Below are 12,557 nucleotides of genomic sequence, written 5' to 3'. Positions count from 1 at the left end.
GGGCCATGACCTCGAACGACGTCCCAGCCCCCGGCCCCGGCGCAGCAGCCGGCCGTCGGCGTGCGCTGGGGCGGGGGCCGGGGGCGGCTGATCCGACTCCGGTTCCGGCCCCGACTCCGGTGCCAGGTCCGGTGCCCGTGCCGGTTCCAGTGGAGGAGGAGCCGGTACCCGAGGCTGCGGAAACGGTTGCTCCGCCACCCCCTTCCGAGCCCCGGGAAGCCCCTGAGCCCCGGGCAGCCGCCGAGCCTCGGGAAGCTCCCGCGTCCCAGGAAACCCCCGACGGAGTCTTCAAGGTCCGGCTCGCCAACTTCGAGGGGCCCTTCGACCTGCTCCTCCAGCTGATCTCCAAGCACAAGCTGGACGTCACCGAGGTCGCGCTGTCCAAGGTCACCGACGAGTTCATGGCGCACATCCGGGCCATGGGGCCGGACTGGGACCTGGACCAGACGACCGAGTTCCTGGTCGTGGCCGCCACCCTGCTCGATCTGAAGGCGGCCCGGCTGCTGCCGGCCGCGGAGGTCGAGGACGAGGCCGACCTGGCGCTGCTGGAGGCCAGGGACCTGCTGTTCGCCCGCCTGCTGCAGTACCGGGCCTACAAGCAGGTCGCCGACATCTTCACGCACCGGCTGGAGCGGGAGGCCCGCCGCTACCCCCGTACCGTCGGCCTCGAACCGCACCACGCCGAGCTGCTGCCCGAGGTGGTCATCAGCATCGGCGCGGAGGGGTTCGCCAAGCTCGCGGTCAAGGCGATGCAGCCCAAGGCCAAGCCGCAGGTGTACGTCGACCACATCCACGCGCCGCTGGTGAGCGTGCAGGAACAGGCCCAGATCGTCGTCGCCCGGCTGCGGGAGCTCGGCGAGGCCAGCTTCCGGGTGCTCGTCGAGGACACCGACGACACCCTCACGGTCGTGGCCCGCTTCCTGGCGCTGCTGGAGCTGTACCGGGAGAAGGCCGTCGCCCTGGACCAGGAGACCGCGCTCGGGGAGCTGCTGGTGCGCTGGACCGGCGGGGACGGCGACGAGCAGCCGACGGTCACGGACGAGTTCGACCGGCCGCCCGAGGAGCCCGAGAAGGAGACGAAGACGTGAGCGAGGAGAGCGTCGCCGCACTGGACCTCAAGCCGGCCCTGGAGGCCGTCCTGATGGTCGTCGACGAGCCCGCGACCGAGGAGCACCTCGCGAAGATCCTCCAGCGGCCCCGGCGGCAGATCGCCGACGCGCTGCGCGAGCTGGCCGACGAGTACACCGTGCAGGGGCGGGGCTTCGAGCTCAGGCTCATCGCGGGCGGCTGGCGGTTCTACACCCGGCCCGAGTACGCGGCGGCCGTCGAGGGCTTCGTCCTGGACGGGCAGCAGGCCCGGCTCACCCAGGCCGCGCTGGAGACCCTGGCGGTCGTCGCGTACCGCCAGCCGGTCAGCCGCAGCAGGGTCTCCGCGGTGCGCGGGGTCAACTGCGACGGCGTCATGCGCACGCTGCTCCAGCGCGGTCTGGTCGAGGAGGCGGGCGCGGAACCCGAAACAGGTGCGATCCTGTACGTGACGACGAACTACTTTCTGGAGCGGATGGGCCTGCGCGGTCTGGACGAGCTCCCGGAGCTCGCGCCCTTCCTCCCGGAGGCGGCGGCGATCGAGGCCGAGACCCAGGAGGGCGTGCCGTCGTTCGATCCGGACGCTCCGGATTCCGAGGACGCAGACGACAAGACGGAACTTTGATGCGAAGCAGCAGCGGCAGGAACAGCAGCGGAAACAACGGCGGGAGCCGTGGTGGCAACAGCGGCGGCCGCGGCGGGAGCAGCGGCGGGAGCAGCGGTGGCCGTGGCGGGAGCAGCGGTGGCCGCGGCAATTACCGCGGCGCCGGGAACGCCCGCGACGACCAGCAGGGCGGCGGCCGGCCGAGGAAGCCGCGCCCGGAAGAGCGGCGTTACGACGTCGGCCCGGGCGGCACCCACGAGGGGCCCAAGTCCGGGCGCGGCGCCTCCGCGCGCGGCGGCGCCAAGGGCGGGCCCAAGCAGGGCCAGGGCACCGGGCGCGGCCGTTCGGTCCCGGCGACCTCGCGTGAGTACGAGGCGCGGGCCGAGGAGCGCAACCGCGAGCGGTACGCGGGCAAGAAGGACGTCAAGCTGCCCAAGACCTTCCCGGGCGCCGAGCAGGAGGGCGAGCGGCTGCAGAAGATCCTCGCGCGCGCGGGCTACGGCTCCCGGCGGGCCTGCGAGGAGCTGATCGAGCAGGCGCGGGTCGAGGTCAACGGCGAGATCGTGCTCGAGCAGGGCAAGCGGGTCGACCCGGAGAACGACGAGGTCAAGGTCGACGGCCTGACGGTCGCGACGCAGTCGTACCAGTTCTTCTCGCTGAACAAGCCGGCCGGCGTCGTCTCCACGATGGAGGACAACGAGGGCCGTCAGTGCCTCGGCGACTACGTGACCAACCGTGAGACTCGGCTGTTCCACGTGGGCCGGCTCGACACCGAGACCGAGGGCGTGATCCTGCTCACCAACCACGGCGAGCTGGCGCACCGGCTGACCCACCCCAAGTACGGCGTGAAGAAGGTCTACCTCGCGCACATCGTGGGCCCGATCCCGCGCGACCTGGGCAAGAAGCTCAAGGACGGCATCCAGCTGGACGACGGGTACGCGAAGGCGGACCACTTCCGGGTCGTCGAGCAGACCGGCAAGAACTACCTGGTCGAGGTGACCCTGCACGAGGGCCGCAAGCACATCGTGCGCCGGATGCTGGCGGAGGCGGGCTTCCCGGTCGACAAGCTGGTGCGCGTCGCCTTCGGCCCGATCACCCTGGGCGACCAGAAGTCGGGCTGGCTGCGCCGGCTGTCCAACACCGAGGTCGGCATGCTCATGAAGGAAGTCGATCTGTAAGGCGGCTTTGCGGCCTTTAGCGACTCCTGAAGCTTCAAGGGCTTGTGCATGACCGCACCCCCTTTTTATAGTCGTGGTGACTATTAAAAGGGGGTGTTCGTCATGCCGGGCTACGACAAGCACGCCCACGAGCCCTTCGCCGTCACCGTCGACCTCGCCGTCCTGACCCTGCGGGCAGGCGTCCTGCACGTCCTGCTCGTCGAGCGGGGCCACGAGCCGTACGCCGGCCGGTGGGCGCTGCCCGGGGGCTTCGTGCTGCCGGACGAGTCCGCGGAGACCGCCGCCCGGCGCGAGCTCGCCGAGGAGACCGGCCTCAAGGACGTCTCCGGGCTCCACCTGGAGCAGCTGCGCACCTACAGCGAGCCCGACCGCGACCCCCGGATGCGGGTCGTCTCCGTCGCGTTCGCCGCCCTGCTGCCCGACGCCCCCGAGCCGACCGGCGGCGGCGACGCGGCCCAGGCGCGCTGGCTGCCGTACGACGCCGTCGAACCGCTCGCCTTCGACCACGACCGGATCCTGGCCGACGCCCACGACCGGGTCGGCGCCAAGTTCGAGTACACCTGCCTCGCGACCGCCTTCTGCCCGCCCGAGTTCACCCTCGGGGAGCTCCAGCAGGTCTACGAGACGGTGTGGGGGACCGGGCTCGACCGGCCCAACTTCCGGCGCAAGGTGCTCGCCACCCCCGGCTTCGTCGAGGCCGTGCCCGGCGCCGCACGTCTGACCGGCGGACGCGGCAAGCCCGCCGCCCTCTACCGCGCGGGCGCCGCCACCGCGCTCCACCCGCCCCTGCTGCGACCGCCCCGGGAAGGACGTTCCGCATGACCACCTCCACCACCGTCAGGAAGCGCGCCACCGGGTCCCTGCTGGGGCTCGCCCTGGGGGACGCGCTCGGGTTTCCGACCGAGTTCAACGACGTCCCGTCGATCCTCGCCAAGTGCGGGCCGTGGCGGGAGATGGAACTGCCGAAGCGCGCCTTCGTCTCCGACGACACGCAGATGACCCTCGCGGTGGGGCGGGCTCTGCGGACCGCCATGGACCGGGGGCTGCTCGTGCCGACGTCGCTGGTGCGGCCGCTGCGCGAGGAGTTCGTGGACTGGTACCAGTCACCGGACAACAACCGGGCCCCGGGCCGGACCTGCCTGACCGCGTGCGACCTCCTCAAGGACGACCGGCGCCTGTGGCAGGACGCCAGCCAGATCGGCTCCAAGGGCTGCGGCGCCAACATGCGCGTCGCCCCCCTCGGCCTCGCCCCCGGCCTCAGCGACGAGCAGCGGGCCGGGGCCGCCCAGCTGCAGTCCGCCCTCACCCACGGGCACCCCACCGCGCTCGCCGCCTCCGACCTCACCGCCCACGCCGTGCGGCTGCTCGCGCACGGCGCCGATCCGGCCGCCCTGCTCGGGCTGCTGCGCGCGTACGCCCTCGACAACCGCTCCCGCTACCACCACCGCTGGCTCGGCGACCTGTGGACCCGCAGCCAGGACCCGACCCCTGAGCACTTCATCGCGCGCGGCTGGGACGACTGCCTGGGCGTGCTGGAACGCCTTGAGCAGACGCTGCGCGATCCATCGCCCGAGACCGACCCGTGCCTGGCGGCGGGGGAGGGGTGGATCGCCGAGGAGGCCATGGCCGCCGGCCTGCTGTGCTTCCTGCTGTTCCCCGACGAACCGGTGACCGCGCTGCGCCGGGCCGCCTGCTCGTCCGGGGACTCCGACTCCATCGCCTGTCTGGCGGGCGCCTTCGCGGGCGCGTACGCCGGGGCCGACGCCTGGCCGACGCAGTGGGCGGACCGGATCGAGTACCACGGGGAGCTGATGACGCTCGGGGCGCTCTGGGACCAGTGATCACGCCAGCTTGATCGTGCCGCCCGTGACCGTGATCTGCTTCGCGGGCAGCGGCTTGGGCGCCGGGCCGCCGGCCACCGAGCCGTCGGCGATGTGATATTTGCTGCCGTGGCACGGGCAGTCGATGGTGCCGTCCGCGACCGTGTTCACCGTGCAGCCCATGTGGGTGCAGATCGCGGAGAAGGCCTTGAAGTCGTCCTTCGTGGGCTGGGTGACGACGACCTTCTCGTCGGCGAAGACCGTGCCGCCGCCGACGGGGATGTCGGTCGTCTTCGCCAGTTCCCGGCCGCCGGCCGAGGACCTCTCGGACGAGGACGACGAGCCGCTGTCGCCGTTGTCGCCGCAGCCCGCCGTGAGCGCCGCAGCCGCTGCCGCGCCGCCCGTCGCCAGGAGGACCGTGCGCCGTGTCGCGGGGAGAGTCATGTCGTCACTCCGAAGGTGCGGAAGAACCAGAGGGCCGAGGGCGGCGGTGTCGCTCCGAACGGAGCACCAGCATCTTGGCACCGAAGACGCCGAAGACGAAACAACTCGGGAGGGAGCGCCGCATAACGCGCGTTTCCCCCGAGTGTCTCAGCGGTCGGGCGACGCGCACCGGTCCCGCGTGGGCTGACTAGGCTGGACGTGCCAAGAGCCGTACATCAGCACTTCAGCGAGGAGCAGCGCCGTGGCGGTACGAGCGGTCCGGGGAGCCGTCCAACTTCAGCGCGACGAGGCCGGGCACATGGACGAGCAGGTCGCGGCCCTGCTCACCGCCGTCCTGGAGCGGAACTCCCTGAGCGCCGACGACCTCATCAGCATCTGGTTCACCGCCACGCCCGACCTGCACAGCGACTTCCCGGCGGCCGCGGCCCGGGGGCTCGGCATCGTCGACGTGCCGCTGATCTGCGCCCAGGAACTCGACATCGAGGGCGCCATGCCGCGGGTCGTCCGCATCCTCGCGCACATCGAGTCCGACCGGCCGCGCGCCGACATCAACCACGTCTACCTCGGCGCCGCGGGCGCCCTGCGCAAGGACATCGCCCAGTGAGGACCGCGCTCGTCGTCGGAACGGGGCTGATCGGCACGTCCGCCGCCCTGGCCCTCGCCCAGCGGGGCGTCGTCGTCCACCTCGCCGACCACGACCCCGAGCAGGCCCGTACGGCCGCCGCGCTCGGCGCCGGCACCGACGCGGAGCCCGAGGGCCCGGTCGACCTCGCGATCGTCGCCGCCCCGCCCGCCCATGTCGCCGGCGTCCTCGCCGACGCGATGCGCCGCGGGGCAGCCCGCGGCTATCTGGACGTGGCCAGCGTCAAGGGCGGGCCGCGCCGTGAGCTGGAGGCGCTGGGCCTCGACCTGTCGACGTACCTCGGCACGCATCCCATGTCGGGGCGGGAGAAGTCCGGGCCGCTGGCCGCGACCGGCGACCTCTTCGAGGGCCGCCCCTGGGTGCTGACCCCGACCCGGGACACCGACACCGAGGTGCTGAACCTCGCCCTGGAGCTCGTCTCGCACTGCCGGGCCGTCCCGGTGGTCATGGACGCGGACGCCCACGACCGTGCTGTGGCGCTCGTCTCCCACATGCCCCACCTGGTCTCCAGCATGGTCGCCGCGCGCCTGGAGCACGCCGAGGAGGCCGCCGTACGGCTGTGCGGGCAGGGCATCAGGGACGTCACCCGGATCGCCGCCTCCGAACCCGGGATGTGGATCGACATCCTGTCCGCGAACCCGGGGCCGGTCGCCGACCTGCTCACCGACGTGGCCGCCGACCTGGAGGAGACGGTGCAGGCCCTGCGCGCCCTGCAGTCCTCCGACGACGTCAAGCGCCGCGAGGGCGCCGGCGGCATCGAGGACGTCCTGCGCCGCGGGAACGCGGGCCAGGTCCGTGTCCCCGGCAAGCACGGGGCCGCTCCGCGGGTGTACGAGGTGGTCGCGGTGCTGATCGACGACCAGCCGGGGCAGCTGGCCCGGATCTTCGCGGACGCGGGGCAGGCGGGCGTCAACATCGAGGACGTTCGCATCGAGCACGCGACCGGGCAGCAGGCGGGTCTGGTGCAGCTGATGGTCGAGCCGAGGTCGGCGCCGGTTCTCACGGCGGCGTTGCGGGAGAGGGGCTGGGCGATCCGGCAGTAGGCGCCCGGTGACGCCGGTGCGGCGTCGAGAAGCGCAGCCGGGTCGGCGGCGTCGGGCGGTGCCAGGAAGCCGCGGCCGGACGAGTGACCCGTGGCCGGTAACCTTGTGCGGGGCACAGTCGCGCCCCGTACCTCCACCGCCTCGCACCAGGAAGGTGTCCCCCCGTGGAAAACGGCGCCGCCCAGCCCGTGATTGTCGCCATCGACGGTCCCTCCGGCACGGGCAAGTCGAGCACGTCCAAGGCCGTGGCCGCCCGGCTCGGGCTGAGCTACCTGGACACCGGCGCCCAGTACCGGGCGATCACGTGGTGGATGGTGAACAACGGGATCGACATCGAGGACCCCACGGCGATCGCCGCCGTCGCCGGCAAGCCCGAGATCGTCTCCGGGACCGACCCGGCCGCCCCGACCATCACGGTCGACGGCACGGACGTGTCGGCGCCCATCCGCACCCCGGAGGTCACCGCCAAGGTCAGCGCGGTGAGCGCCGTACCGGAGGTGCGGGCCCGGATCACCGAGCTGCAGCGGTCGCTGGCTGCCTCCGCGCCGCGGGGGATAGTCGTCGAGGGCCGGGACATCGGTACGACCGTCCTGCCCGACGCCGGCCTGAAGATCTTCCTCACCGCCTCGCCGGAGGCCCGCGCGGCCCGCCGCAGCGGAGAGCTGAAGGGCGCGGACGTCCACAGCACCCGTGAGGCGCTGATCCGGCGGGACGCGGCCGACTCCTCCCGCAAGACCTCCCCCCTCGCCAAGGCGGACGACGCCGTCGAGGTGGACACCACCGAGCTGACGCTGACCCAGGTCATCGAGTGCGTCGTCACCCTCGTCGAGGAGAAGCGGGCCGCGAAGTGAGCGAACTGCCCACCGAGAGGGGCGCCGAGATCGGGCGGCGGATCGGCGTCGGCCTGATGTACGGGCTGTGGAAGCCGCGCGTGCTGGGCGCCTGGAAGGTGCCCGCGAGCGGCCCGGTGATCTTCGCGGTCAACCACTCCCACATCGTCGACGGCCCGATGGTCATCGGCGTGGCGCCCCGGGCGTCGCACTTCCTGGTCAAGAAGGAAGCGTTCGTCGGCCCGCTCGGCCCGTTCATGACCCGCGTCGGCCAGATCAAGGTCGACCGCGACACCACCGACCGCACCGCGATCACCCACGCGCTGGGCGTGCTGGAGAACGGCGGGGTCCTCGGGATCTTCCCGGAGGGCACCCGGGGCGAGGGCGACTTCGCCGCCCTGCGCGCCGGGCTCGCCTACTTCGCGGTCCGCAGCGGTGCGCCGATCGTGCCCGTCGCGGTGCTGGGAAGTTCCGAGCGGCGCGGACGGTTGATAAAGGCGCTGCCCCCGCTGCGCTCCCGCGTCGACGTCGTCTTCGGCGACCCGTTCGACGCGGGCGACGGCAGCGGACGGCGTACGCGCAAGGCGCTGGACGAGGCGACCGAACGCATCCAGAAGCAGCTGGCCGCCCACCTGGAAAACGCCAGGCGCCTCACCGGGCGCTGAGCGACACTGAATACCGAGTAGTGGATCAACCCGAACGAAACGGGTGCTCCACCGATCACCACGAATGAACGACGAGGTACGGACTTCATGAACGACCACACCCAGCCCGACGGCTCGGACGGCTTCGAGCACGATCACGGGGCGCTCGGCGACGCCGAGTACGCGGAGTTCATGGAGCTCGCCGCGATCGAGGGCTTCGACCTCGAGGACGTCGAGGGGGCGATCGAGGCCGCCGGTCACGGGCCGCTGCCGGTCCTCGCCGTCATCGGCCGCCCGAACGTCGGCAAGTCGACCCTCGTCAACCGGATCATCGGGCGGCGCGAGGCGGTCGTCGAGGACAAACCCGGCGTCACCCGCGACCGGGTGACCTACGAGGCCGAGTGGGCGGGCCGCCGCTTCAAGGTCGTCGACACCGGCGGCTGGGAGCAGGACGTCCTCGGGATCGACGCCTCCGTGGCCGCGCAGGCCGAGTACGCGATCGAGGCGGCCGACGCCGTCGTCTTCGTCGTGGACGCCAAGGTCGGCGCCACCGACACCGACGAGGCCGTCGTCCGACTGCTGCGCAAGGCCGGCAAGCCCGTCGTGCTCGCCGCCAACAAGGTCGACGGCCCGAGCGGCGAGGCCGACGCGGCCTACCTGTGGTCCCTGGGCCTCGGCGAGCCGCACCCCGTGTCCGCGCTGCACGGCCGCGGCACCGGCGACATGCTGGACGCCGTCCTGGAGGCGCTGCCCGAGGCGCCCGAGCAGAGCTTCGCCGCCGTGGTCGGCGGGCCGCGCCGCATCGCGCTCATCGGCCGGCCGAACGTCGGCAAGTCCTCGCTGCTGAACAAGGTGGCGGGCGAGGAGCGCGTCGTCGTCAACGAGATGGCGGGCACCACCCGGGACCCGGTCGACGAGCTGATCGAACTCGGCGGCGTCACCTGGAAGTTCGTCGACACGGCGGGCATCCGTAAGCGCGTCCACCTCCAGCAGGGCGCCGACTACTACGCCTCGCTGCGCACCGCGGCCGCCGTGGAGAAGGCCGAGGTGGCCGTCATCCTGATCGACGGCTCCGAGTCCATCTCGGTCCAGGACCAGCGGATCGTCACCATGGCCGTCGATGCGGGCCGCGCGATCGTCATCGCCTACAACAAGTGGGACACCCTCGACGAGGAGCGCCGCTACTACCTGGAGCGCGAGATCGAGACCGAGTTCGGCCAGGTGGCGTGGGCGCCCCGGGTGAACGTCTCGGCGCGCACCGGGCGGCACATGGAGAAGCTGGTCCCGGCGATCGAGACCGCCCTGGCCGGCTGGGAGACCCGCGTCCCGACGGGCCGTCTCAACGCCTTCCTCGGCGAGCTGGTAGCCGCCCATCCGCACCCGATCCGGGGCGGCAAGCAGCCGCGCATCCTCTTCGGCACCCAGGCCGGCACCAAGCCGCCGCGGTTCGTGCTCTTCGCCTCCGGCTTCATCGAGGCGGGCTACCGGCGCTTCATCGAGCGTCGGCTGCGCGAGGAGTTCGGCTTCGAGGGGACGCCGATCCATATCTCGGTGCGGGTGCGCGAGAAGCGCGGCGCCAACAGGAAGAAGTAGCGGTGACATGACTGGAGGGCGGCACCCGTCACGGGTGCCGCCCTCCAGCCGTGTTCGGACGCCATCGCCCCTGGTCGGACCTGGTCAGAAGGTCCTTCTCGGGGCTGGCGGGAGTGCCGCCGGAACGTGGTGCATCGCGGTGGGCGTGGGCTGCTGGCCGATCTGCCCGACCCGCTGCCACTGGGACTGCTGCCCGATCCCGTGCCGCGCGCTCTGCGCCCCCGCGCTGTAGGCGCTGTACGAGCTGCTGAACGACCCCGGGCGGGGCGGCGCGTACGAGCCCGTGCTGTGCGGGATGTTCCCGAAGGCGGTGAACCCCAGCTCGTCCTCGCCGCTGCGGTCACCCGGCAGCGAGCGGAACGTCTTGACGTACTCGGAGTAGAGAGCGTCGTAGATCGGCGTGGCCGATGGGCCGCCCTGGGAGTCCTGAGCCGGTCGCGCGGACGGGATCGACTGGTAGGACGGGCGGCGGGGAACGTCGTAGGTGTGCACGTATGTCCAAACGACGCGTGACGTGAAGAGATGCGGTTGTGCGGCGCACCCGAAGGGGCGCGGGGCTGCGGTTCAGACGACCTTTCAGCCGCCGTGCATCGCAGTCCCCGCCCCGGGGCGGACTCAGGTACCGGCGAGCGGAAGAGCCGCTCCCACCAACTGCCCGTTCGCCGCGGCCTTGTCGAGCGCGTCCCGCAGCAGGTCCTCCCTGGGCTGGCGCCCGATCGAGCCGACCGGCGCCGCGAACATCAGTACCTGCTGGTGCTTGTTGGCGGCGGCCCGCCACCCCTCCGTCACCTGCAGCGGCTGGTGCGCCTGCCACCAGGCGACCGGCTGCCCGCCGGTCGCCGAGGGCTGGAGGACGGCGTGCAGCTGCCCCATCGCCAGCAGCACGGACCAGCCGTGCTGCACCGGCGGCACCTCGGTCAGCTCGCTCAGCGGCATGAAGCCCTGCTCGATGAGGAGGGGCAGGAAGTCGTCGCCGGCGCCGGTCGTGCCGGGCCGCACGATGGGCGCGGTCGGCTCGACGACCAGCGCGGGGTGCAACTCCCCGGCGATCAGGACGAGTCCGCTGGTCACGCCGAGCACGGCCTGCTCGGGCACGACCTTGTCGGGGTCCAGGTCGACGGTGTCGCCGCTGATGGAGCGGACCGCGCCCTGGAGCTGCTCCTCGGTGACCTGGACGACCTGCGAGGGCAGGCAGGTCGCGTGGGCGAAGGCGAGGACGGCGGTCTCGTCCCCGATGAACAGCACGGTGCTGGTGCGCTCGTTCTCGGAGTCGCCCGGGGTGCGGCAGGACGTGCAGTCGTAACTGCCCGGGGCGTTGTCTCCGGCGAGCAGCCGGTCGGCTTCTTCGTCGCCGATCTCGGCGCGTACCTCGTCGCTGACGTCGAGCATGCGCGGCACGGGTGGCTCCCTCGGATGCGGTGCGTGGGCGAGTCCGGGTGGCTCCGGCTCGTGGTCCGGGTCGATCCCCGGCTCATGAAGATGACAACGGGCGATCTGTGGCGGGAGTCACGCTGCACGGCGAACGGAATCGAACCATCCTGCAGGCGTCGTCACGCTGCGTGCGGAATATGCCACTCCATGTCAAGTAACGGAGAGGTCACGGAACTTGGCCCGGTGAACTGACTCACAGTTTGTTCGAGCGCCTCGTCGACAAATCATGAAATGAGCGAATGAAGTAGGTGGCCGGAATTGGCCGCTACCTTCGGTAACCGCTAACTGGCCTGGGACAACAGGGAGTTGGTTGATAACAGGTCGTCAGGATCCCTAGATTGCTCCGCCGTGTGCAACGAGCACCGCTCGGGTACGTCCGCCGGCCGCGCAGAGCCAGACAACGCGCAGCACGACCGTCGGCGGACGGGGCGGAGCGCGACGACCGCGTCCCTGCGCGGCCGATGCGCTCCGGCCAGGGGGAGCCCGGGTCCGTAGAGAGGGATCTACATGTCCGAATGTGCCGATAACCACACCCGCAAGTCGTCGCTCAAGACGGCGGTCCTCGCCGGGGCGGTTCTGCTCGCCCCCCTCGGACTGCTGTCCGCGACCGGCAACGCCGCGGCGGCCGACAGCGGGGTGTGGGACCGCATCGCCCAGTGCGAGAGCGGCGGCAACTGGCACATCAACACCGGCAACGGGTACTACGGCGGGCTGCAGTTCTCCGCCTCCACCTGGGCCGCGTACGGCGGAACCGCCTACGCGTCCACCGCCGACAAGGCCGGCAAGGCACAGCAGATCTCCGTTGCCGCCAAGGTGCAGAAGGCACAGGGGTGGGGCGCATGGCCGACCTGTTCGGCGCGCGCCGGAGCGTCCGGCAGCGCTCCGTCGAACGGTTCGTCCTCCGGTACGTCGAGCTCCGCCGAGTCGAGCTCCTCCAGGTCCGGTTCCTCGAAGTCGTCCGGTTCCTCGAACTCGTCGAACTCCTCGAAGTCCTACTCCGACTCCTCGAAGTCGAGTTCCTCGACGGCCGCGGAGCGCTCCACGAGCCAGACCTCGCGCGGTACGTCCCGCGGCGACTACACCGTCCGCCAGGGCGACACCCTCAGCACCATCGCGTCCCGGCACGGGCTCACCTGGCAGCGGGTCTACGCCGCCAACAAGGCCGTCGTCGGCGGCGATCCCGACCTGATCGTGCCCGGACAGCGCCTCGTGCTCTGACCCGTTCCCCCTCCGGGACCCAG

The 12,557-nt window shown here is 71.8% G+C and carries 14 protein-coding genes and 1 pseudogene; 11 read left to right on the top strand and 4 right to left on the bottom strand.

The genetic code is table 11. The annotated features are described in order from the left end of the window. Nucleotides 1-5 precede the first annotated feature (5 nt). The 5 genes from ACIBAF_RS05725 to ACIBAF_RS05705 all read left to right on the top strand — a co-directional run bounded on the left by ACIBAF_RS05725 (nt 6) and on the right by ACIBAF_RS05705 (nt 4,709). On the top strand, nt 6-1,088 hold the full coding sequence (locus ACIBAF_RS05725; protein WP_399461826.1) for a segregation and condensation protein A: 1,083 nt from the start codon (nt 6-8) through the stop codon (nt 1,086-1,088). A 53-nt stretch (nt 1,089-1,141) separates the two neighbouring features. Then, nucleotides 1,142-1,711, top strand: coding sequence for an SMC-Scp complex subunit ScpB (gene scpB / locus ACIBAF_RS05720; RefSeq protein WP_399461859.1), 570 nt, complete (start codon nt 1,142-1,144; stop codon nt 1,709-1,711). Beyond that, entirely contained in the window at nt 1,711-2,868 is a 1,158-nt protein-coding gene (locus tag ACIBAF_RS05715) for a pseudouridine synthase (protein WP_399461825.1), read from the top strand. The genes scpB and ACIBAF_RS05715 overlap by 1 nt, the downstream gene beginning before the upstream one ends. A gap of 102 nt (nt 2,869-2,970) precedes the next feature. After that, on the top strand, nt 2,971-3,690 hold the full coding sequence (locus tag ACIBAF_RS05710) for an NUDIX hydrolase (protein ID WP_399461824.1): 720 nt from the start codon (nt 2,971-2,973) through the stop codon (nt 3,688-3,690). Continuing rightward, the gene (locus ACIBAF_RS05705) at nt 3,687-4,709 is read left to right on the top strand and encodes an ADP-ribosylglycohydrolase family protein (protein WP_399461823.1); all 1,023 of its coding nucleotides are present in this window, start codon (nt 3,687-3,689) and stop codon (nt 4,707-4,709) included. The genes ACIBAF_RS05710 and ACIBAF_RS05705 overlap by 4 nt, the downstream gene beginning before the upstream one ends. On the opposite strand, the gene ACIBAF_RS05700 is transcribed toward ACIBAF_RS05705, so the two are convergent. Both ACIBAF_RS05700 and ACIBAF_RS05695 read right to left on the bottom strand, forming a co-directional pair. Further along, on the bottom strand, nt 4,710-5,132 hold the full coding sequence (locus ACIBAF_RS05700; RefSeq protein ID WP_399461822.1) for a Rieske (2Fe-2S) protein: 423 nt from the start codon (nt 5,130-5,132) through the stop codon (nt 4,710-4,712). Further along, nucleotides 5,129-5,268, bottom strand: a pseudogene (locus ACIBAF_RS05695) (DUF6529 family protein); the annotation flags it as partial. The gene ACIBAF_RS05700 and the pseudogene ACIBAF_RS05695, both read right to left, overlap by 4 nt. A 105-nt stretch (nt 5,269-5,373) precedes the next feature. Here ACIBAF_RS05695 and aroH point away from each other — a divergent pair. The 5 genes from aroH (at nt 5,374) to der (ending at nt 9,885) form a co-directional block, all read left to right on the top strand. Further along, nucleotides 5,374-5,736, top strand: a complete 363-nt coding sequence (gene aroH, locus ACIBAF_RS05690) for a chorismate mutase (protein ID WP_399461821.1) — start codon at nt 5,374-5,376, stop codon at nt 5,734-5,736. Further along, entirely contained in the window at nt 5,733-6,818 is a 1,086-nt protein-coding gene (locus ACIBAF_RS05685) for a prephenate dehydrogenase (protein WP_399461820.1), read from the top strand. The genes aroH and ACIBAF_RS05685 overlap by 4 nt, the downstream gene beginning before the upstream one ends. A 164-nt stretch (nt 6,819-6,982) precedes the next feature. Then, entirely contained in the window at nt 6,983-7,669 is a 687-nt protein-coding gene (gene cmk, locus ACIBAF_RS05680) for a (d)CMP kinase (protein ID WP_399461819.1), read from the top strand. A gap of 56 nt (nt 7,670-7,725) precedes the next feature. Then, nucleotides 7,726-8,313, top strand: a complete 588-nt coding sequence (locus ACIBAF_RS05675; RefSeq protein ID WP_399461858.1) for a lysophospholipid acyltransferase family protein — start codon at nt 7,726-7,728, stop codon at nt 8,311-8,313. Between the two features lie 87 nt (nt 8,314-8,400). Then, entirely contained in the window at nt 8,401-9,885 is a 1,485-nt protein-coding gene (gene der / locus ACIBAF_RS05670; protein WP_399461818.1) for a ribosome biogenesis GTPase Der, read from the top strand. Between the two features lie 84 nt (nt 9,886-9,969). On the opposite strand, the gene ACIBAF_RS05665 is transcribed toward der, so the two are convergent. Further along, a complete protein-coding gene (locus tag ACIBAF_RS05665) occupies nt 9,970-10,377 on the bottom strand; it encodes a hypothetical protein (protein ID WP_399461817.1) in 408 nt (135 codons plus the stop codon). A 123-nt stretch (nt 10,378-10,500) separates the two neighbouring features. Then, the gene (locus ACIBAF_RS05660) at nt 10,501-11,283 is read right to left on the bottom strand and encodes a hypothetical protein (RefSeq protein WP_079663247.1); all 783 of its coding nucleotides are present in this window, start codon (nt 11,281-11,283) and stop codon (nt 10,501-10,503) included. A 540-nt stretch (nt 11,284-11,823) separates the two neighbouring features. On the opposite strand from ACIBAF_RS05660, the gene ACIBAF_RS05655 reads away from it, so the two are divergent. Further along, nucleotides 11,824-12,534 (top strand): transglycosylase family protein, encoded by a 711-nt coding sequence (locus ACIBAF_RS05655; RefSeq protein ID WP_399461816.1) that lies wholly within the window; start codon nt 11,824-11,826, stop codon nt 12,532-12,534. The last annotated feature ends 23 nt before the right edge of the window (nt 12,535-12,557 follow it).

The sequence above is a fragment of the Streptomyces sp. NPDC051677 genome (genome assembly GCF_044453465.1).
In the GTDB taxonomy this organism is placed as follows: domain Bacteria; phylum Actinomycetota; class Actinomycetes; order Streptomycetales; family Streptomycetaceae; genus Streptomyces.
This window is presented reverse-complemented; position numbering and strand designations above follow the sequence as displayed.